The organism is Streptomyces sp. NPDC050264 (assembly GCF_040655895.1).
Lineage (GTDB): Bacteria > Actinomycetota > Actinomycetes > Streptomycetales > Streptomycetaceae > Streptomyces.
The window spans coordinates 24,699-44,658 of record NZ_JBFAKV010000031.1; the positions used below are offsets into that span (position 1 = coordinate 24,699).

Consider the following 19,960-nt stretch of genomic DNA (forward strand, 5'->3'; position numbering starts at 1 on the left):
TCAGCGGCCGAGTGCTTTGGCCAGTTCCTGCTTGTTCATCGAGGAACGGCCCTCCACTCCCCGCTTCTTGGCCTCTGCGTAGAGCTGGTCCTTCGTCGGCCCCTGCGCACCGCTGTGGGAGCGCTCGCCGCCGCGCTGCGGCGCGGACTTCTTGTCGCGGGTGGAGGTCCTGCTCGCCGTTTCCGACTCGCCGGAACGGGCTCGTTCCTTGTTCACGGTGCGCGCCGCGATCTCCTTGGCCCGGCCCTTGGGCGTTCCGCGCTTCTCGGCGCTGTCCTTGATGTGCTCGTACTGGCGCTCACGCTTCGCGTTCGAACCTTGAGGCATGGGATCGTCCTTCCCGACGGGCGCGGCGGGATCAGCCGCTGCCGATGGTGTCCTGTTCCGGTTGTCCACGGCGTTTCACCCGAAACCGGAGCACATGACTCTCATCTGATGCGGGCTCCGCCGGGAGTGCGACCAGGCAGCCACCGAACGGATGAGCGGCATCGGTGCGGGTGCAGCCCCGGCGGTACAGGTCCAGCTTCGATCCCTTGGTCAGACACGCGGGAAGTCGCCCTCGCACAGGCGCGTGACCACCGTTTCGGCCGTGCGGTTCAGGCGGATGCTGGGGCAGGCCATGGTCAGCGGGCGGGCCGGGCGGCCGCCAGTGCGGCTCCCGGCGCGGGCTGCTGGTGATGCACGCGGTGCCCGTCGGCCAGCAGCACGAGGTCTACCGCGCTTTCCACGTTCGGGATCTCGTCGTGGGCACATCGGTGCCGGTGATGACGCAGTTGAGTCGGCGGGCTCCGTGACGTCGATGCACAGCGTCGGAGCGTTGTGGCCGTCGGGCCCGCTGACCACACCGGCCATGTTGTCGCTCGCCGGCCGGTAGTAGTGGCCGGCCTCGGGGACCTCGCCTCCGGAGGTGGCGTCCGGCCACTCGACCCTCGACGCACAGGACCTCGGCCCCATCGGGAAAGCGGCGGGATGGGAAGCCGCGATGACTCAGCGGCACATCCACGCCATCATCCGCACCCCCAATGGCAACGACTACGGGAAGAATCTTCTCGCGCCGCACATGGCACTCGGCCACTGACGTGTCAGTGGCCGAGTCCGTGGCCCGGGCCCCGCTCCGCCTCGGCGTACCCGCCGACGGCTACACCGTTGTGTCGGCCGCTTGCTTCGGCTCGGATTCGGCCTCGGCCGGGGTGGAAGCGCCGGCGGTAGCGGCGGACGAACGGCCGCTGTACAGCACCGAGTTGCGCTGCTTGCTCTTGTCGATCCTGGCCTTGGCCACGAGCCGGTCCAGGGTGTTGCGCAGGACCTGCGGCTTGAGGGCGGACCGGTCGGGGTGGGCCTCGGTGAGCCTCTTCTGGATGTCGGCGGCGGTGAGCGGATCGCCGGGCTGCTGCGCGAGCAGCGCCACCACGAGGTCGCCCAGCGTCGGCGCCGCGGCCGTCGTCCGCGCCTTCTCCGCTGTGGCCTTGCGTGCCGCGGGCTTCGCATTCTGCCCGGCGGGCGCCTTCCTGCCGTTGGTCTTCACCGTCTTCGCGGCAGGCTTCTTGGGCGCCTTGGCCGCAGGCTTCTTGACGGGCGCCGCGGCGGGGGAGTCCTGACGGGGAGCGGGCACGGCCGGAGCGGCCGTCTCCTGCGCCACGGTGCCTGTGGCATCGGGCCCGACCGCGTCCTGCAGCGCGACGAGATAGGCGTGGTCCTTCTCCAGCTGAGCGAGCTGTTCGGTGAGCTGCGCCCGCTCGGCACGGTTCTTCTCGATGTCGGCGGCGATGCTCTCCGCGTACTTGTTCTGAATGAGGTTGTCCGACTCGCCGGCCACGGCGCCACGCTCCTTGTGCCTTAGGGGTAGTGCTGGTGGATGCTACCCACCCTTGCGGCACGCGGTGTTGGACTTGCGGAGTTCAACATCATTGACGGCGATCACCGGTGCCCGGGACCGGGCGGCTACGACGCTGGTGTGTCCCGGACATCCGGTCGAAGCGTGGCTGGGGCACGGGTACGGGTGGCCGCGTCGACTGCCTGCGGCAAACATGGGTACGGGGAGCATTCCTGACCCACACCACATATCTGGCCGGAGCGAAGCATGGGCAACGAGCAGAGTGAACAGGCCACGATGAAGGCCATGACCTATGGGAAGTACGGAGACAGCGGCGTCCTGTCACTGACCGAGCAGCCGGTGCCGAAGGTGGGTCCCGGCGAGGTTCTCGTACGGGTGCGGTACGCCGCGGTGAACCCGGTCGACTGGAAGGTGATGGCCGGCGGCCTGGACGGGATGATGGACACCGTCTTTCCGGTGATTCCGGGCTGGGACGTCTCCGGGGTCGTGGAGCGGGTGGGCATCGACGCCCCGGAGTTCACGGCGGGGGACGAGGTCTTCTCCTACGCCCGTAAGGACTACGTGCACGGAGGAACGTTCGCCGAGTTCGTGGCGGTTCCCGTACGTGCCCTGGTCGCCAAGCCGCGGTCCCTGAGCTGGGGTGAGGCGGCCGGAGTGCCCCTGGCGGGGCTGACCGCGTACCAGACCCTGACCCGGCTGGACACGGGCAGCGGCGACACGGTGCTGATCCACGGGGCGGCCGGCGGTGTCGGCACGTTCGGCGTGCAGATCGCCCGGGCGCTCGGGGCCCGCGTCATCGCCACCGCCTCCGAGAGCAATCACGACCGGCTGCGGGAGCTCGGGGCGGAGCCGGTCAGCTACGGGGACGGTGTGATCGACCGGGTCAAGGCGCTCGCACCCGACGGCGTGGACGTGGTCGTCGACTACGTCGGCGGGGTGCTGGACACCACGCGGGCAGTGCTTCGCGAAGGCGGCAGGCACGCCTCGATCGCCGACCCGGACGTCACGGACGCGGGTGGTCAGTGGATGTGGGCGCGCCCTGACGCGGCGGGCCTGCGCGCCCTGGCCGACCTCGCGGACAAGGGACAGCTGCGGGTGCCGGTGGCCGAGACCTTTCCGCTGGAGCGCGCAGGGGACGCCTTCGAACTCAGCCAGACGGGCCATGTGCACGGCAAAATCCTCATCCACGTCTCGGACGAGTGAGAGCCGCCGGATCGCATCGGCACGGTAGAAGGCCCGTCCCGGACGTCGCGTCGTGCGTCCAGGACGGGCCCGCGTCGTGTGCCGGGTGATCAGGCCCTGACGTGACCGGCGGTCGCGGCCGGCCGGGGTTTCACCGGGCGGCCCCGCAAAGCGCCGGGGCGGGAGAGCACGGTCCTGCTCAGCCACAGGGACGTCGTGGCCAGGAGCCCGGTGAACACGGCGAGAAGAAGGAGCGACACCCACATCTGCCTACTGCCCGGGTGCAACCATCCTGTCCATGCGGCAGCGGCTGCCCACAGGAGCGTTCCTCCCGTGTAGAAGACGCGGATACGGCGCAGCCCGTGCACCGCCGAAGAACGCTCGGGGAGTTCGGTGGTTGCTGTCATGTGGGCCGTGTACCCGCTCTTCGCCCGTTCACCGAAAGTAGATCGATGATGATCGATGATGCAGGAATCGCCCTCAGACCTGGCTCCTACGCGACCGAAGCTCCGCTGTTCACCATCGGTTCCCGCATGAGGAAAGAGCCCACCAGGGAGGTGACTGCTTCGGGACGCTGCAACGGAAGCATGTGGTCGCAGTCGGGGAAAGTAACGAACCGGCTGTCGTCGATCGTCGCCGTGAAGGCTCGCTGCCGATCGAGAGGATGGAGATGGTCGTGTTCACCGGTGAACACCATGGTGGGTACCCCGGTGAGGCCGCCTGTCAGGGGGTGGTGACGGCTGGTCAGCGCAGTGGCCAGCAGGTCGACCTTGTGTGGCATGCCGGCCGCGTTGCGCATGAAGCGCCGCAGGTAGCCGAGGGTCAGGGCGCGGCGGTGGACGTGGTGGCTCTCGTCGAGGCAGAGCAGACGCTCGGCCATCAGCGTGGCGAAGCCGTCCGCGTCACCGGCCCGCGCCCGGTCGGTGGCACGCCGCAAGTGGGCCACCAGTTCCTCAGTGACCTGGTCGGGGACGCCCCCGATGAGGAGCCGTGCGACGCGCTCGGAGTTGCGCTGCGCATACTGAAACGCGACGGCCGCCCCCAGGGAGTAGCCGTAGAGGTTGACGCGGGCGGCGCCGAGGTCCGCGATGATGCCCTCGAGTCCTACACAAAGTGTGTCGACGTCGTCCCGGTCCGCGCCCTGGAAGGCGGTCGATCGCAGAGCCGGCAGGTCCACGGTGACCAGGCTCGCCCTCGGCAGAACGGTTCCTTCCAGGTACGCCCAGTCGTACATGCCCTCGAGCACCCCGCCCAGCACGACGACGGGCTCGGCGGCGGGCACCGAGGGCTGTAGCACCCGGTAGGTGTACCGCACGCCTTGCACGGTCACGGCGCGGATGTGCTCCTCGATCATGCTTCTTCCCGGTTCAGTCACGAGCGAGGACAAGGACGGAGTTGTGCCCGCCGAAGCCGAGCGAGGTGCTCACCGCACAGTCCAGGCGGGCCGATCTCGCCGACTGGGCCACCACTTCGACAGGGACGCGCGGGTCCTGCGTCCGGAGGTTCATCGTCGCCGGCACCAGCTGGTCCTCAAGAGCGAGAACGGTGAAGGCGGCTTCGATGCCGCCGGCGGCGCCCAGCGTGTGCCCGGTCATCGCCTTCGTGGAGGTCACCAGCGGGCCGTCGCCCAGGACGCGGTGCAGGACGGCGCCTTCCACCAGGTCGTTCATGACAGTGGACGTGCCATGGGCGTTGACGTGCTGCACGTCGCCGGGACTCACATCGGCATCGGTCAGCGCGGCGCGCAGCGCCAGCTCGATGCCGGCTTCGCTCGGCGCGACGGGCGAGGACGCCTCACTGGACGTGGCCGCCCCGTACCCGCGGACGGCAGCCCGGGACCGGGCGCCCCGGGCCCGGGCGTGTTCCGCACGCTCCAGCACCAGGACCCCGGCCCCTTCGCCCACGACGAAGCCGTCCCTGTCCACGTCGAACGGGCGGCAGGCGGCGGTGGGGTCCTCGGTGCGGGTCGACAAGGCCTTCGCGTTGCACGTACCGGCGAAGACCGCGCGGGTGCACATGGACTCCGCGCCGCCGGTGACGGCGATGTCGCAGGCCCCGGCGCGCAACAGCTGCAGCGCCGTGCCGATCGCGTCGGTGCCGGACGAACACGCGGTGGCCACCGCCAGGCTGGGTCCACGGGTGCCGAGGTCCCGGGCGACGCTTCCGGCGGCCCCGTTGACGACGCTCAGCGGTGCCAGCCTCGGCGACACCCGGCGAGCGCCCCGCGCGGTGAGCGCGCCCTGCTGCTCGTCGAAGAAGTCGAGACCGCCGTGGGCGGAGCCGATGACCACCGCGACGCGTGTGCTGTCCCAGATGTCCGGGCCGAGCCGGGCGTCCGCCACGGCCTCTCGCGCCGCGACCACGGCCAGTTGGGCGAAACGGTCCATCAGCCGGGAACTGGCCACACCGAGCACGGCGTCGACGTCGAGGCCGCCGACGGTGTACATGAAATCGCAGGGCAGGTCCTGCAGTGAAGGCGGCCGCTGCACTCCGAGGGGAGCGGTCGCGCCGGTGACCTGGCTCCAGGTCTCCTTCACCCCGATTCCCGCGGCGGTCACCAGACCGAGACCGGTCACTACGACCGCGGCGGGGTCGCGCCTCGTAGCACTCATGCCGTCGCTGTCCTCTGACGCACGATGTTCATCAGTGCTTCGACCGTGTCGCGCGACGTCAGGGTCGTGTCGGCCAGGTCGATGGCGCACTCGTCCTCGATCAGGAGGAGCAGTTCCTCCAGCGCGAGGGAGTCGATGGACAGCTTGTACAGGGGGGAGTCGGGGGAGACGTTGTCGAGGCGGACCCCGAAGTTCTTGTCCAAGAGAACCGTGACACGCTCAGTGGCTTCCACTTCGGTACCGCTCCTTACCTCTCCTTGCTCACGATGGTCACCTTGGAAAACGCGTCACCGCGCGCGAGGTCACGGCCGTCGGCGCAGTCAAATCCTGTAAAACCCGTTGCTGTAGGCCTCATTGGCACCCAGGTTGTCCGGCCACGTGTGCCGCGCTCGGGCCATCGGGCGCGCGACGACACGCCGACCGGGCCGGCATCACGTGCGAAGCGGCGGCGGCCCGACGGTGCCTCCGATTCTAATACCGGTATAGTATGGCCGGTATAGTTATTGGTTACGTGAGAAGAGTGCCGCATGATCGAGATCCTGAACCCCACCCTCCTGGCCCGGGCGAAAGAGACAGGTGCCCTGGTCGGAGACATCCTGCAGACGCTGAGGAGTCGTAGCGCGATCGGCACGAACCTGCGGGACATCGACCGGTGGGCCAAGAAAATGATCGTCGAGGCGGGCGCGCAGTCCTGCTACGTCGACTACGCGCCGTCCTTCGGACGCGGCCCGTTCGGCCACTACATCTGCACGGCCGTCAACGACGCCGTGCTCCACGGACGGCCGTACGACTACACACTCGCCGACGGCGATCTGCTGACACTCGACCTCGCGGTCTCCAAGGACGGAGTCGCGGCCGACGCCGCCATCAGCTTCATCGTGGGCGACACGCAACCCCCGGAGAGCGTCGCGATGATCCGTACGACCGAGCGCGCGCTGGCCGCGGGGATCGCCGCCGCCGGGCCCGGGGCCCGGATCGGCGACATCTCGCATGCCATCGGCACGGTCCTCAGTGAGGCGGGATACCCGATCAACACCGAGTTCGGGGGCCATGGCATCGGATCGACCATGCACCAGGACCCGCACGTCTCGAACACCGGGCGGCCCGGCCGTGGCTACAAACTGCGCCCCGGACTGCTGCTGGCGCTGGAGCCGTGGGTCATGGCGGACACCGCCGAACTCGTCACCGACAAGGACGGGTGGACGCTCCGCAGTGCGACGGGCTGCCGGACGGCGCACAGCGAGCACACGATCGCCATCACCGAGGACGGGGCCGAGATCCTCACCTTGCCGACGCAGGTACAAGCGCAGGCGTGAGGCTCAGGCGTAGAACCTGGAAAGGCTCTGCAGTACCGCCGCCGGCTTCGCTCCGCCCTCGATCTCGATCGTGCCGTCGACGGTGATCTGCACTCCGCCTCCGGCCACACGCTCGACGGTCGCGAGCCTTCCGACGAGCCGGATGCGCGAGCCCACCTTCACGGGGGCGGGGAAACGCACCTTGTTGAGGCCGTAGTTGACCTTCGTCGTGACGCCCTGGACGTCGAGGAGTTCGGTGAACAAGGGGATGAACAGGGAGAGGGTCAGGTAGCCGTGGGCGATGGGGGCGCCGAAGGGGCCGGCCGCGGCCTTCTCGGGGTCGACATGGATCCATTGGTGGTCGCCGGTGGCGTCCGCGAACGTGTTGATCTGTTCCTGGGTGATCTCGATCCACTGGCTGGTGCCGAGTTCACTGCCCGCGAGCTTCTCGAGTTCGTCCAGGCCGTTGACGGTGAGGCTCATGCTGTTCGTCTTCCTTACGGGAGTTGACGGTTTCCGTAGTGGTCGCGCAACCGCGACTTGAGGAGCTTTCCGGAGGCGGTGCGCGGGAGTTCGTCCGTGATCACCACGGACTTGGGGATCTTGTACTTGGCGAGGCGGCCGGCCAGGGAGGCCAGTACCTCGTCCGGGTCCGGGTGCGCGCCCGCGCGCGGGACCACGACCGCGCGCGGCACCTCGCCCCACTTGTCGTCGGGTACGCCGATGACCGCGCATTCGGCGATGGCGGGGTGGGCCAGGAGGAGGTCCTCGATCTCGGCGGGGTACACGTTCTCGCCGCCGGAGATGATCATGTCCTTGATGCGGTCGACGATGTGGACGTAGCCGTCCTCGTCGGTCCGGGCCGCGTCGCCGCTGCGGAACCAGCCGTCGGAGAAGGCGGCGGCGGTCGCGTCGGGCAGGCCCCAGTAGCCGGGCATGACGTGCGGGCCGCGCACCAGGATCTCGCCGGTCTCGCCGGGTTCGGTGGGGGTGAGGTCCGGGCGCACGACCCGTACGTCCGTGAAGAAGTGCGGCACGCCTGCCGAACCGGCCTTCTCCACCGCGTGTTCGGCGTCGAGGAAGAGAGCGCCCGGCGAGGCCTCGGTCATGCCGTAACCCTGAAGGAAGGTGAGGCCGCGCGCCTGGTACGTGGCGATGAGCGCGGTCGGCACGGGGGCGCCGCCGCACAGAAGTGTGCGCAGCGAGGTGAGGTCGGCCGTGGGCCAGGCGGGCTGCCGCGCCACCAGGTCGTACATCGTGGGCACCCCGAACATGGTGGTGATCCGGTGTTCCGCGATCAGCCGCAGCGTCTGCTCCGCGTCGAAGGAATCGACGAGGACGCAGGCGCCGCCCTTGAGGAGGACCGGCAGAGCGAGCATGTTGAGGCCCGCCGTGTGGAAGAGCGGGGCGCTGACCAGGGCGCGTTCGTCGGAGGTGAGGTCGGTGTCGACGAGGACGTTGACCGCGTTCCAGGTGAGGTTGGCGTGGGTGAGCATGGCGCCCTTGGGGCGGCCCGTGGTGCCCGAGGTGTACATGATGATGCAGGTGTCGTCGCCGGTGACGGTCTCGTCGATGGCCTCGTCCGTGGCCTCCGACGCGATCAACTGCTCGTACTCCGGGCCGACTTCGACGTACGTACGGACATCCGTGCTGCCCGGGAGGCCGGCCACCAGGGACCGGTGGGCGCGGGAGTGGATGAGGACCTTGGCGCCGGAGTCGCTCAGCTGGTAGGCGATCTCGGGTCCCGCGAGGCGGGTGTTGAGCGGGACGAAGACCGCGCCGAGGACGCCCGCCGCGAAGAACGTTTCCAGGTAGGCGGGGTGGTTCGGGCCGAGGTGGGCCACGCGGTCGCCCCGGCGGATCCCGCGGGCGCGCAGAGCGTGGGCGAGGCGGGTGGTGCGCGTGTGGAGTTCGGCGTACGTGTGCCGCGTGCCCGTGCTGTCGTGGATCAGGGCCGTGCGGTGCGGGGTCTTGCGGGCCCGGCGTGCGGGCCACGACCCCAGTCCCTCGTTGCGCATCCTGTCTCCTACGGTTTCTGTCTCCTACGGTTTGGTCAGCCCCAGCAGGCGGGCCGCGTTCTCCTTGAGGATCTTCGGCCGGACCTCGTCCTTGATCGGCAGCTTCGCGAAGTCGGCGAGCCAGCGGTCGGGGGTGAGGACCGGGTAGTCGGAGCCGAAGAGGACCTTGTCCTTGAGCAACGTGTTGGCGTACTGGACCAGTTGGGGCGGGAAGTACTTCGGTGACCAGCCGGAGAGGTCGATGTGCACGCCGGGCTTGTGGGTGGCGACCGCGAGGGCCTCGTCCTGCCAGGGGAAGGACGGATGCGCCAGGATGATCTTCAGGTGCGGGAAGTCGGCCGCCACGTCGTCCACGTGCAGCGGATTGCTGTACTTCAGGCGGATGCCGCCACCTCCGGGGACACCCGCGCCGATGCCGGTCTGCCCGGTGTGGAAGAGGGCGATGGCACCCGCCTCCTCGATGACCTCGTACAACGCGTAGGCCACGGAACGGTCGTTGGGGAAGAAGCCCTGGATCGACGGATGGAACTTGAAGCCCTTGACTCCGTACTCCTCGACCAGGCGGCGGGCCTGCCGGACACCCGCCTTGCCACGGAACGGGTCGATCGACGCGAAGGGGATCAGCACGTCCGGGTTGGCGGCGGCCGCCTCGGCGACCTCCTCATTGGGGACGGGCGCGGTGCCGGTCGCGGACTCCGCGTCGACGGTGAAGACGACCGCCGCCATCCGCCGCTCACGGTAGTACGCCGCCATCTCCTCCAGCGTCGGCTTCCGCTTGCCCTCGACCTTGAAGTACGCGGAGGAGGCGTCGTGCAGGTTGTCGTCGAGGGAGGCGTGGCCCTTGGAGGACACCTCCGCATGGGTGTGGACGTCGATCGCGACCAGGTCGTCCGGGTTGATGCCGGAGGTGGTCATGAGGCCTCCGGGACGCGGGGTGCGGGGATGCCGACCGTCTGGCGCTCGGCGCCGAGCGACGTGGACCAGGCGTCGGCGAGCGCTTCGGGGGTCCAGCCGCCGTCCGCGTAGGCCGCCTTGATCTCCTGTGGGTGGGACCAGAGAGTGACCCGGTCGCCGCCGATGCCGATGGCCTGCCCGGTGACGTCGCGGGCGGCGTCGGAGGCGAGGAAGGGCACCAGGGCCGCGCAGTCCTCGGGGGTGCCGAAGCCCTCGCCCTTGCGGAGGAACGCCGGCAGCGGTGCGCCGCCGCGCATCGCCTCGATGTACGGGGCGAACGCGGGGATGGTCTCGGTCATGGCGGTCGCGGCGACGGGCACGATCGCGTTGACGGTGATCTGTGCGCGGGCGAGCTCCATCGACCACGTACGGGCCATCGCGGCGATGCCCGCCTTGGCGGCCGCGTAGTTGGTCTGGCCGAAGTTGCCGCGCTGGCCCGCGGGGGAGCCGACCAGGATCAGGCTGCCGCCCTCGCCCTGCTCGCGCATACGGACGGCGGCGGCGCGGGCGCAGGTGAACGTGCCCTTGAGATGGGTGGTGACCACCGCGTCGAAGTCGTCGTCGGTCATCTTCCACAGCACCTTGTCGCGCAGGATGCCGGCGTTGGTGACCAGCACATCAAGGCGTCCGAACTCGGCCACGGCGCGGGCGACGAGGCGGTCGGCCGCCTCTGCGGTGCCGACCGGTACGACCTCGGCGACGGCCGTGCCGCCCGCCTCGGTGATGGACTTGACGGCCGCCTCGGCGACGGCCTCGTCGATGTCGTTGACGACGACCGAGGCGCCGTGGGCGGCCAGGGCGTGCGCGTAGGCGAGGCCGAGGCCCCGGCCGCTGCCGGTGACGACGGCTGCCTTGCCGGTGAGGTCTGTGGACACGTTCAAGTCCTCTCGCAGGGGCGTGACTTGGGGGCGCGGCACCCCGTCGGAATCCGGGGCGCGGCGCCTGAATGGAAGTTATGAGCAATAATTGGTGACGTCAATAGTTGTTGTCGACTGGTTCGTACGTCAGACTGGGCAGCCACCCGCACGCACGGAACCTGGGAGACCGTATGAACCCCGCCCCGATCGACGCGCACGAGCCGTGGATGCGCAGACTGCACGCCGACACGGGCTATCTGCTGTACCGGCTCGGCCTGCGCTCGGGACAGCTGTTCAACTCCTCGCTCCAGGAATCCGGCCTGCGCCTGCGCCACTACGCGGTGCTGCGCTTCCTGGCCACCTCTGACGGCGCCCTGCAACGGGAGTTGAGCGCGCGGCTCGGCTACGACCCGAGCGCGATCGTCGGCCTCGTCGACGACCTGGAGAAGGCCGGATTCGTCGAGCGGCGCCCCTCGCCGGACGACCGTCGCAGCCGCATCGTCGTGCTCACCGCGGACGGGCGCGGCTTTCTGCGCGACACGGACGAGGCGGGGCAGCGCGTCACGGACGAACTGCTCGACCCCCTCGCGGACGACGAGCGCGAGACGCTGCACGCGCTGCTGCTGCGGCTCGCGGAGGCGAGACTCGCCTGAGTCCTGTGCGGCTGCATCCGCAGGCCGGCCCGGCGCTGGGAGGAGTGACGGTGCCGGGCTTGTCACGCCCGGCCGAGCGCCGGTTAACGTACCCGGGTGAGTACCGACACCACCCACCGTCCCCAGTCCCTGATGCTGAGCTTCCTCGGTGATCAGGTGCTCGGGCGCGGGGTGTGCGTGTACTCGGGCAGCGTCATCGAGGTGTTCGCGCGGGCCGGTGTCGGCGAGCACGCGACCCGTTCGACCCTGACCCGGATGGCGGCCCGAGGACTGCTGCGTCGTCAACGTGAGGGCAGGCGCACGTACTTCGGGCTCACCGACCGCTCCGAGGCGATCCTGCGCGACGGCGAGCGCCGCATCTGGCAGACGGGCGCCGTCAACGACGGCTGGGACGGCACCTGGTCGCTGCTCGGGTTCTCGCTGCCCGACTCCTGGCAGCGGCAGCGGCACGATCTGCGCGCGCAGCTCACCTGGGCCGGGTTCGGGCCGCTGTTCAGCGGCTTGTGGATCGCGCCCGGCGCGGTGGACGTCGCCGGCATCGTGGCCGAGCTCGGTCTCGCCGCGCACGTCAAGGTGTTCCGGGCCACCGCGGACATCGGCATGGATGTCGCCGAGATGATCGACGACACCTGGGACCTGGCCGGACTCGCCCGCGCCTACCGCGAGTTCAGCGATCAGTGGCGGCCGTACGGCGGTCGGGACGCGGCGTGTGCGCAGGACGCGCTCGCGCTGCGGCTGCGGCTCGCGACCGACTGGCTCGGCGTCATCCGCGGCGACCCCCGGCTGCCGGTGGAGCATCTGCCGGGGGAGTGGCCGGCGGGGCCCGCGCAGGATCTGTTCCGCGCGGTGCACGAGCGGCTCGACGGGCCCGCGAAGGACGCGGCGCGGCGTGTGATCGAGACGGTGCCGGTGCGCGCGGAGGCGTGACCCCTTCCTCGCCGGGCGGCGCTCGGCATGCCTGTCCGGCCGGCCGCCCCGCCGTCCGTCTGCCCTGATGTTGTGCAATTCATTGACGGCCGTTCGGAAGCTGCCTTACATTCCGTGCCGTTCCCCGGTCCGCTCAGTGCACTGAGCATTGCCCGCACCCCGCGCTCCCCACCGCAGATCGGAGCTCCTCATGCCCGTCCGCGTACGCGCCACAGCCGCCCTGGTGGCCGCCGTCTTCTGCCTCGCCGCGCCGGGCACCGCCCGCGCCGATGCCGCCGCCGAAGCGCAGCACCTCACCGGCACCCTCGCCGACGGCGCCACCTGGATCGCCGACACCCCGGCGCCCGGCCACTGGAACGGCACCCTGCTCCTGTTCAGCCACGGCTTCGGGCCCACTGTCGCCCAGAACGCGCCGTCCGACGCGGCGCGCGGCGCCCTGCTCGCCGAGGGGTATGCCCTGGCCGGTTCCTCGTACGACCCGAACGGGCCCCAGTGGGCCCTGGCCAGTGCCGAGCGCGACCAGTTCGCCACCCTCGACGCGGTCACCGCGAAGATCGGCGAGCCGCGCCGCACCTTGTCCGTGGGGCAGTCCATGGGCGGCCTCGTCAACGCGCAGATCGCCCGCGACGGAGCCGGCCGCGTCGACGGCGCCCTCGGCCTGTGCGGGCTCGTCGCGGGCGGCACCGACCTCGACAACTACCAGCTCGACGCCGAGTACACGATCGCCCGACTGCTGCTCCCCGGCGAGGAGTTGAAGCTCGTCGGCTTCGATTCGCCGAGTGAGGCGGCCGCCGCCGGGGCCCGTCTCACCGCCGCCGTCACCGCCGCCCAGAGCACCCCCGGCGGGCGCGCCCGCATCGCCCTCGCCGCCGCCTACCTCAACGTCCCCGCCTGGGCCCCCGGCAAGGACAGGCCGGCCGCCGACGACTGGCAGGGGCAGGAGGAACAGCAGTACGCCTGGCTCGCCCAGGGCCTGCTCTCCTTCATCGAAGGCGGGCGGTACGCCATGGAACAGTCCGTCGGCGGCAACAACTCCTGGAACCGCGGCGTCGACTACGCCGACCTGCTCTCCGGCTCCCCGCACGCACCACGCGTCCGCGCCCTGTACCGGGCGGCCGGACTCGACCTGCGCGCCGACCTCGACGACCTCACCGAAGGCGCCGCCGTCACGGCGGACCGGGACGCCGTCCGCGCCGCCGCCCGCACCTCGTCGGCGGGACAGGGACTCGCCGTACCCCTGCTCGACATACACACCACGGCCGACAACCTCGTCCCCGTCGAGCAGGAGAACCGCTTCGCCGACCGCGTCCGCGCCTCCGGCGACGGCGCGCTGCTGCGCCGGGCCTACGTCGAGCGACAGGGGCACTGCACGTTCACCACCGCCGAGACGGTCGCCGCCGTCCATGCCGTGGAGCGCCGCGTCGCCACCGGACACTGGGGCAGCCTCGCCCAGCCCGCCGCGCTGCAGCGCGCGGCGCTCGCTCTCGGCCTGGACGGGGCCGCGTATGTCCCTTACCACGCCGACGAGTTGACCGTGGGCCGCGAGCCCGCCCGCGCCACCGCCCTGCCCTCCCGAGACTGACGACGACGTAGGGAATCTCCCCCATGGACACATCGGACACCCCGGGTACGCCGGGTACACCGGAAGCGTCGCGGCGCCCGGCTCCGCGGCTGGCGATCGGCACGCTCATCGCGGGCTGTCTCGCCGTCTGCCTCGCCCAGATCGGCATCGCCATCCCGGCCACGCTCAACGGGCTGTTCCAGGAACATCTGCACCCGGTCGGCTCCCAACTCACCTGGATATCCGACGCGTTCCTCCTCCCGGTCACCGTCCTGGAGCTGTCGTTCGGCGTGCTCGGCGACCTCTTCGGACGCAAGCGGCTGCTCGTCGGCGGCGCGGTGCTGCTCGGCGCGGGCGAGGTGGTCGCCGCGGCGAGCAGCGGCATCCATCAACTGTGGGCCGGGCAGGCGCTCGCCGGACTCGGCGCCGCCGCGCTCTTCCCGACGTCGCTCGCGATGATCGCAGCGGGAACCACCGGGCACGCCCAGCGCGCCCGTGCCATCGCTCTGTGGGCCTCCAGTCTCTCGGCGGGCGGCTTCCTCGCGCCGCTGCTCGGCGGGATCACGGGGACCTACGGCTCGTGGCGCTGGTCCTTCGTGGTCGTGGCGATCGTGGCCGCGCTGAGCGCGCTGGTCAGCCTGTTGTTCGCCACCAACTCCTCGTCCCCCGAAGGCCGTTCGCTCGACATCGGCGGTCAGGTCACCATCGGCGTCGGCCTCTTCGCGCTGCTCTACGCCGTCATCCAGGGACCGACCGACGGATGGGGGTCGGCCCCTGTGGTGGTCGCGTTCGTCGTCGCGGCCGTCTTCGTCTGCCTGTTCGTGGTGGCGGAGCACCGGGCGCGGTCGCCGCTGCTGCGGCTCGACCTGTTCCGCAACCGCTCGTTCGCCGTCGCTTCCGTCGTCGCCGTCGTCGGCATGTTCAGCTTCCTGGGCACCGCGTACGGGGCGAGCATCAGGCTCGGCCCGATCCAGCACCAGAGCCCGATGCGCACGGCCTTCGCGTTCCTGCTCCTGAACGGCATCACGCCCTTCCTGACCCCGCTCACCTCCCGGCTGCTCGCCCGTGTCCCGGCGCGCACGCTGCTCACCGCGGGGCTCGCGCTCATCGCCGCGGGTGACTTCACCGCCGCCACGCTCGACGTCGACGACCGCGCCCTGACCTCGCTGATCCTGCCGCTCGGCCTGGTCGGCATCGGCTTCGCGTTCACCGTCTCCTCCATCACGGCGACGGCCGTGAACACCGTCCCCGTCCACCTCGCGGGCATGGCCAGCGCCTCCACGAACCTGCTGCGCGACTTCGGCTTCACACTGGGCCCCGCCGTCATCGGCGCCGTCGCCCTCAGCCAGGCCGCCTCCCGCGTCACCGGCGCGCTTCCCGGCTCGTCCCTGCCCGCCGACGCCAAGACCGCGGCGCACGAGGTGCTCGCGGAGGGCGGCCCGCTCGCCCTCAACTCCGTACCCACGAACTCCCCACCGGGGGCGGCCCGTTCGTTCGCCCTCGACGCACTCGGGCACGGCTACTCGATCGGCTTCGCGGTGTGCGGCTGCGCCGTCCTGTTCGCGGCGCTGCTCGTACTCCTCGCCCTGCGCGGCGACACGAAGAACGAAGCTCCGCAGGAGCGGGAGGCCGTCGTCGCACAGGGCGGCGGGGGCTGACGTCCACTGGACGCCGGCGCAGGTCAGGAGTTGAGGATCCGCGCCTTCTCCGCCGCGAACTCCTCGTCCGTGAGTATGCCTTGGGACTTGAGGTCCGCGAGCGCGGAGAGCTGGGTGACGCGGTCCGCGGCGGCCGGCGGGGGAGCGGCCGCCGGTGCCTGAGCCGCCGCCTGCGCGGCCGCCTGGTCCACCAGCGCCTGCTGCTGGGCCTGCGCGCTCATCTGGCGGTCCATGTCCCGCTCGGCCATGCCGCGGTTCACGCGGTTGGAGACCGCGGAAGCGGTTCCCGAGATCACCGCCGTGCGTGCGATGGTGCCGAGCAGACCGGGTCGTCCGAGTCGTTGCGGCATGAGACGCCGCTCCTTCGTCGTGTGGACAGGTTCGTCGTGTGGACAGGTCGGAAGTCAGGTGGTGTCGAGTGCCGCGATCGCCGCGAGCACGGCCTTCCTGGGGATGCGTTCCAGCATCATGATCTCGCCCTTGGAGTCGCGCAGCGCGGCGCTCAGCCGGGCCGCCCACGTGTTCTCCCAGACCACGATCATGGCCGACGACCCAGGGGCCAGATCATCGGAGACGGCCCGCAAATCCGTGTCGCTGAGGAGGTCGAACTGGACGTCGGCGACATGATGGAACGCCTCGGCCACTTCTGTGTCCGAGAGTTCGACGACGACGGTAGAGCCGTCAACGTCCTTTCTGATGAAAGTCAGGTCGAGGATGTGCACGGTCCCGTTCTGCTGGAGTTCCTGCAGGGCCGGCACGATGTTGCCGTTGACGAGGCTGCCTTGGAAGGCGACGACGGCGACGTCCACCGGGCCGACGGTGTCGGCGTTGAGGCCATGGGGCACGGGTCCACCTTCCTCGCGAAGAAGAGCCGGACACGTATGAGCGTAGGACGAACCCGGGACGGTGCCCAGGGCCGCACGGCCCGGTCTTCGGGGCCGCAAGTGGCTTCCCGCCAAAGGGGTCAAGCCGCCGCCGTGCCCGGCGTGGACGAGGCGGCGGCCCGGGCGGCGGCACGCTGTCGGTTCCGCGCCGGGCGCCAGGTCGCTACGAGCGCCGCGGCCAGCAGCAGCTCGGCCATGTCACCGCCGTAGTACATGAGTTGCGCGGCTCCCTGGACCTCGGAGACCGGCGCGCGCACGTCGATGAGGAATCCGCCGTACATCAGCTGGGAGATCGTGGCGTGCGCGGCGACGGCGACGCCCAGGACCACCAGCCGTGCCGGCACCGACGGGCGGGCGGGGGCGGGGTCCGGACCGGCGACGACCCAGGCGAACAGGCACCCCGACAGCAGGAAATGCGCGTGCATGAGCCAGTGCAGGACCGGCCGGCCCATCGTCGCGTTGAACAGCGGTGTGAAGTAGAGCAGCGCGAGCGGTGCGGTGGTCAGCACCAGCGCAGTGACCGGATGGGCGAGCGCGCGTACCGGTCGGCTGTGCAGCAGAGCGCTCAGGCGCCGGGCGCGCGCCGCGGGCAGCGTCCGCAGCAGCAGCGTGACAGGAGCACCCAGCATGAGAGCGAGTGGCGCGTACATTCCGATGAGCATGTGCTGCACCATGTGCCCACGAAAGTCGCCGTGGGCGAACGGGGCGACGGGCGGCAGCAGGGCGGCGCCCAGCACAGTGCACCCGCCGAGGAAGCTCACCGTCCGCCAGAGCCCCCATCCCGCCGACGGATTGCGCGTCCGCGCCCGGCGCGCCAGCACGAGGTAGCCGCCCGCGAGCACGGTGACAGCCAGGGCGGGAAGCACCACCTCCAGCCCACCGGTCTCCGTTCCCCCGCTGTGCACGTGGTGCAGGTCGCGGTCCATCAGGCCGGCCGCCCGTCCCGCTCGGGCGCGTCGGGGTCGAAGGGCGCGCCGCTGCGCTGCAGGAGGTAGCCGCCGGTCAGCAGGATGACGCCCAGCAGCAGAAAGCCCATGTCCCACCAGATCTCGTGCGGGCCTCCGTGTACGTGATGAATTCCGAGGATCTGGTGGTCCAGAAGTCCCTCGACGATGTTGAACAGGCCCCAGCCGACCAGCATCCAGCCCCAGAGCACGCGCGAGGTCCACACCCGCCGCCGGTTGTGTGTCACCCGCGCGTAGAGGATGCCCAGGCCCAGCAGCACCGCGATCCAGCAGACGGTGTGGAAGATGCCGTCCCACACGGTGTTCATCTCCAGGCCGGAGACGGTGTTCGGCGCGTAGTACTTCACCCCGATGCGGTCGGTGTTCGTACTGGTCAGCATGTGATGCCACTTGAGGAGCTGGTGCAGCAGGATGCCGTCGAAAAAGCCGCCCATCCCCACCCCCAGCACGATTCCCGGTAGCTGAAGACTCCTGGTCACAGTGTCCGTGCGTACCTCACCTGTGCTGGTGGCCATCGCCCGTCCTTCCCGTAGCCGCGCCCGAACCGCCCGTGACAGGCACGTGTTCCCCCGCCTCGGTCACCTCTCACGGCACAGTGCCCGTTCGGACGCGTGATCGCAGGAACGGCGGATGTATCCGGCCAGGCGCGTCGGTCCCCCGCCGTCAGCGTGCGGCGCGGCGATCGATGACGGCTTTGACGATGGCCGCCACGTCCGCACGATCCGTGGGCTGGGGGTCGACGGAGTTGTGGATGGAGAAGCCCTCGACCAGTGCGTCCAGGGCGCGCGCGGTCAGCGGGTCGAAGTGGGCGGCGAGCGACTGCCTGCTGGCCTGCATCCAGGAGCGCATGACCGTACGGAGTTCGGGATGGCGGGCGGCGAAGGCGTAGAGCTCGTAGCTGAGGAGCAGGTTGCGGTCGGTGCCCCAGACCTTGCCGCAGATGATCTCGACGACGGCGTCCTGCGCTTCTTCCGGGGTGTGTGCCGACGCCAGCAGGGCTCCGTAGGGCGTGGAGACGGACTCGGCGAGGCGGGTGAACGCCTCGGTGAGCAGGTGCCGCATGTCGTCGAAGTAGTAGGTGAGCGAGCCGAGCGGCACGCCCGCCGCCGCGGCGATCTTGCGGAAGGTCACTTTCATGGCGCCGTGTTCGGCGATGACGTCGAGCGCCGCATCGAGGATGCGCTCGCGCCGCCGGGGGTCGTTGGGGCCGCGGGTGGTGCCGGTCATCGCTGTTGTCCGCCTTCTCTTCTCCTCGCAGCCTTGAGTATGTACATTTGTACATTCTCGAGGCGTGCGAGACCGTCGCCAGCCTGCCCATTCTTACGAACTCCAGCGGAGCCTCCTCGTGCCAGACCGTGCCGTGCGCCGACGTCGCCAGTCCTTGTACCTCCTCTTCTTCCTCAACGGCATCACCATGTCCTCGTGGGTCACGCGCACGCCGGACGTGCGGGACCAACTGGACGTGTCCACCGGGCAGATGGGACTGATTCTGTTCGGCCTGTCCGTCGGATCCATGACCGGCATCCTGTGTTCCGGCCGCTGTGTGTCGCGCTTCGGCACCAGACCCGTCATCGCACTCGGCACCGTTCTGATCATCGCGGGCACGATGGTCATCGGCCTGGGCAGCGCCGTTCCGTCGGCGCCCCTGGTCACCGCCGGACTGTGCCTGTTCGGCGCGGGCATGGGGGCGGGCGAGGTGGCCGTCAACGTCGACGGCGCCGACGTGGAGCGCCTCGCCGGCACGGCGGTTCTCCCCACGCTGCACGGCTGCTTCAGCCTCGGCACCGTGATCGGCGGCCTCGCCGGGATGGCGGCCACGGCCGTCGCGTTCCCCGCCCACTGGCACCTGGCGATCGCCGCGCTGATCGCTACAGGGATTCTGATCCACGCGCTGCGCGCCGTTCCGGCAGGCGTAGGCATCAGCACAGTTCGTCAGGCGACGCCGGACTCGGCACGAGGATCCAAACCGCAGGTCTGGAAGGACCGGAAGCTGCTGCTGATCGGCGCCATCGTGCTGGCCATGGCTCTGGCCGAGGGGGCCGCCAACGACTGGCTGCCGCTGCTCATGGTCGACGGCCACGGCCTCGACGCGGCTGTCGGCTCGCTCGTCTATGTCGGCTTCGCCGCCGCGATGACGCTGGGGCGCTTCAGTGGCACGTTCTTCCTCGACCGGTTCGGGCGGGCCGTTGTCGTGCGCGCGAGCGCCGTATCCGGTGCCGTCGGACTGCTGCTGGTGATCTTCTCCGACAACGCCGTCGTGGCGGCGACAGCCGTCATGTTCTGGGGGCTCGGGGCCTCGCTCGGCTTCCCTGTGGCCCTGTCGGCGGCGGGTGACTCGGGGCCCGACCAGACCGCGCGCGTCTCGCTGGTCGCCATCATCGGCTACGTCGCTTTCCTGGTCGGGCCACCGGCCCTCGGCTTCCTCGGCGACCACTACGGGCTGCGCTCGGCGATGCTCCTGGTGCTGGTCTTCGTCGCCTCGGCCGTTGTCCTGGCCCCTGCTGTCGACACCCGGACCCGTACCCGCACACCCGCGAAAGTGGACGCGTGATTCAGGAAG

At 70.3% G+C, this 19,960-nt stretch carries 22 protein-coding genes; 7 read left to right on the plus strand and 15 right to left on the minus strand.

Annotated elements, in window-relative coordinates:
- Both AB0J02_RS37785 and AB0J02_RS37790 read right to left on the minus strand, forming a co-directional pair.
- Positions 1-327 (minus strand): plasmid stabilization protein, encoded by a 327-nt coding sequence (locus tag AB0J02_RS37785; protein WP_363198403.1) that lies wholly within the window; start codon positions 325-327, stop codon positions 1-3.
- An 811-nt stretch (positions 328-1,138) separates the two neighbouring features.
- Positions 1,139-1,816 (minus strand): hypothetical protein, encoded by a 678-nt coding sequence (locus tag AB0J02_RS37790; protein ID WP_363198404.1) that lies wholly within the window; start codon positions 1,814-1,816, stop codon positions 1,139-1,141.
- A 294-nt stretch (positions 1,817-2,110) separates the two neighbouring features.
- On the opposite strand from AB0J02_RS37790, the gene AB0J02_RS37795 reads away from it, so the two are divergent.
- Positions 2,111-3,037 carry an NADP-dependent oxidoreductase gene (locus tag AB0J02_RS37795; RefSeq protein ID WP_363198463.1) on the plus strand — a complete coding sequence of 309 codons (927 nt, stop codon included), beginning with the start codon at positions 2,111-2,113 and terminating at the stop codon, positions 3,035-3,037.
- An 89-nt stretch (positions 3,038-3,126) separates the two neighbouring features.
- On the opposite strand, the gene AB0J02_RS37800 is transcribed toward AB0J02_RS37795, so the two are convergent.
- The 4 genes from AB0J02_RS37800 to AB0J02_RS37815 all read right to left on the minus strand — a co-directional run bounded on the left by AB0J02_RS37800 (position 3,127) and on the right by AB0J02_RS37815 (position 5,861).
- Positions 3,127-3,423 (minus strand): hypothetical protein, encoded by a 297-nt coding sequence (locus AB0J02_RS37800; RefSeq protein WP_363198405.1) that lies wholly within the window; start codon positions 3,421-3,423, stop codon positions 3,127-3,129.
- 86 nt (positions 3,424-3,509) lie between these two features.
- On the minus strand, positions 3,510-4,370 hold the full coding sequence (locus tag AB0J02_RS37805; RefSeq protein WP_363198406.1) for an alpha/beta hydrolase: 861 nt from the start codon (positions 4,368-4,370) through the stop codon (positions 3,510-3,512).
- Positions 4,371-4,383: 13 nt separating this feature from the next.
- A complete protein-coding gene (locus AB0J02_RS37810; RefSeq protein WP_363198407.1) occupies positions 4,384-5,628 on the minus strand; it encodes a beta-ketoacyl-[acyl-carrier-protein] synthase family protein in 1,245 nt (414 codons plus the stop codon).
- Positions 5,625-5,861, minus strand: a complete 237-nt coding sequence (locus tag AB0J02_RS37815) for a phosphopantetheine-binding protein (protein ID WP_363198408.1) — start codon at positions 5,859-5,861, stop codon at positions 5,625-5,627. The genes AB0J02_RS37810 and AB0J02_RS37815 overlap by 4 nt, the downstream gene beginning before the upstream one ends.
- A gap of 294 nt (positions 5,862-6,155) precedes the next feature.
- Here AB0J02_RS37815 and map point away from each other — a divergent pair, with 294 nt between their 5' ends.
- Entirely contained in the window at positions 6,156-6,944 is a 789-nt protein-coding gene (gene map / locus AB0J02_RS37820; protein ID WP_363198409.1) for a type I methionyl aminopeptidase, read from the plus strand.
- 3 nt (positions 6,945-6,947) lie between these two features.
- On the opposite strand, the gene AB0J02_RS37825 is transcribed toward map, so the two are convergent.
- Genes AB0J02_RS37825 through AB0J02_RS37840 form a run of 4 tightly spaced genes read right to left on the minus strand, consistent with a single transcriptional unit; the run spans position 6,948 to position 10,770 of the window.
- Positions 6,948-7,406, minus strand: coding sequence for a MaoC family dehydratase (locus tag AB0J02_RS37825; RefSeq protein ID WP_363198410.1), 459 nt, complete (start codon positions 7,404-7,406; stop codon positions 6,948-6,950).
- A 14-nt stretch (positions 7,407-7,420) separates the two neighbouring features.
- Positions 7,421-8,941: an o-succinylbenzoate--CoA ligase gene (gene menE / locus AB0J02_RS37830; RefSeq protein ID WP_363198411.1), complete on the minus strand. Its 1,521-nt coding sequence runs from the start codon at positions 8,939-8,941 to the stop codon at positions 7,421-7,423.
- Between the two features lie 24 nt (positions 8,942-8,965).
- Entirely contained in the window at positions 8,966-9,856 is an 891-nt protein-coding gene (locus tag AB0J02_RS37835; RefSeq protein ID WP_363198412.1) for an amidohydrolase family protein, read from the minus strand.
- Positions 9,853-10,770 carry an SDR family oxidoreductase gene (locus tag AB0J02_RS37840; RefSeq protein ID WP_363198413.1) on the minus strand — a complete coding sequence of 306 codons (918 nt, stop codon included), beginning with the start codon at positions 10,768-10,770 and terminating at the stop codon, positions 9,853-9,855. Before AB0J02_RS37840 ends, AB0J02_RS37835 begins: the two co-directional genes overlap by 4 nt.
- Before the next feature lie 173 nt (positions 10,771-10,943).
- On the opposite strand from AB0J02_RS37840, the gene AB0J02_RS37845 reads away from it, so the two are divergent.
- The 4 genes from AB0J02_RS37845 (at position 10,944) to AB0J02_RS37860 (ending at position 15,551) form a co-directional block, all read left to right on the plus strand.
- A complete protein-coding gene (locus tag AB0J02_RS37845; protein WP_363198414.1) occupies positions 10,944-11,405 on the plus strand; it encodes a MarR family transcriptional regulator in 462 nt (153 codons plus the stop codon).
- Between the two features lie 96 nt (positions 11,406-11,501).
- Positions 11,502-12,332: a PaaX family transcriptional regulator C-terminal domain-containing protein gene (locus tag AB0J02_RS37850; RefSeq protein ID WP_363198415.1), complete on the plus strand. Its 831-nt coding sequence runs from the start codon at positions 11,502-11,504 to the stop codon at positions 12,330-12,332.
- 190 nt (positions 12,333-12,522) lie between these two features.
- Positions 12,523-13,914: an alpha/beta hydrolase gene (locus tag AB0J02_RS37855; protein ID WP_363198416.1), complete on the plus strand. Its 1,392-nt coding sequence runs from the start codon at positions 12,523-12,525 to the stop codon at positions 13,912-13,914.
- Positions 13,915-13,937: 23 nt separating this feature from the next.
- Positions 13,938-15,551: an MFS transporter gene (locus AB0J02_RS37860; protein ID WP_363198417.1), complete on the plus strand. Its 1,614-nt coding sequence runs from the start codon at positions 13,938-13,940 to the stop codon at positions 15,549-15,551.
- Between the two features lie 23 nt (positions 15,552-15,574).
- Here the strand turns inward: AB0J02_RS37860 and AB0J02_RS37865 are convergent, their stop codons facing one another.
- From AB0J02_RS37865 to AB0J02_RS37885, 5 genes are all read right to left on the minus strand, one after another.
- Positions 15,575-15,901: an SHOCT domain-containing protein gene (locus AB0J02_RS37865; protein WP_363198418.1), complete on the minus strand. Its 327-nt coding sequence runs from the start codon at positions 15,899-15,901 to the stop codon at positions 15,575-15,577.
- 54 nt (positions 15,902-15,955) lie between these two features.
- On the minus strand, positions 15,956-16,396 hold the full coding sequence (locus tag AB0J02_RS37870) for a DUF6325 family protein (RefSeq protein ID WP_363198419.1): 441 nt from the start codon (positions 16,394-16,396) through the stop codon (positions 15,956-15,958).
- 119 nt (positions 16,397-16,515) lie between these two features.
- Positions 16,516-17,361, minus strand: coding sequence for a cytochrome c oxidase assembly protein (locus AB0J02_RS37875; protein WP_363198420.1), 846 nt, complete (start codon positions 17,359-17,361; stop codon positions 16,516-16,518).
- The gene (locus AB0J02_RS37880; RefSeq protein ID WP_363198421.1) at positions 17,361-17,915 is read right to left on the minus strand and encodes a DUF2243 domain-containing protein; all 555 of its coding nucleotides are present in this window, start codon (positions 17,913-17,915) and stop codon (positions 17,361-17,363) included. The genes AB0J02_RS37875 and AB0J02_RS37880 overlap by 1 nt, the downstream gene beginning before the upstream one ends.
- Before the next feature lie 148 nt (positions 17,916-18,063).
- Entirely contained in the window at positions 18,064-18,627 is a 564-nt protein-coding gene (locus tag AB0J02_RS37885) for a TetR family transcriptional regulator (RefSeq protein WP_363198422.1), read from the minus strand.
- Between the two features lie 118 nt (positions 18,628-18,745).
- On the opposite strand from AB0J02_RS37885, the gene AB0J02_RS37890 reads away from it, so the two are divergent.
- Entirely contained in the window at positions 18,746-19,951 is a 1,206-nt protein-coding gene (locus tag AB0J02_RS37890; protein WP_363198423.1) for an MFS transporter, read from the plus strand.
- Positions 19,952-19,960 lie beyond the last annotated feature (9 nt).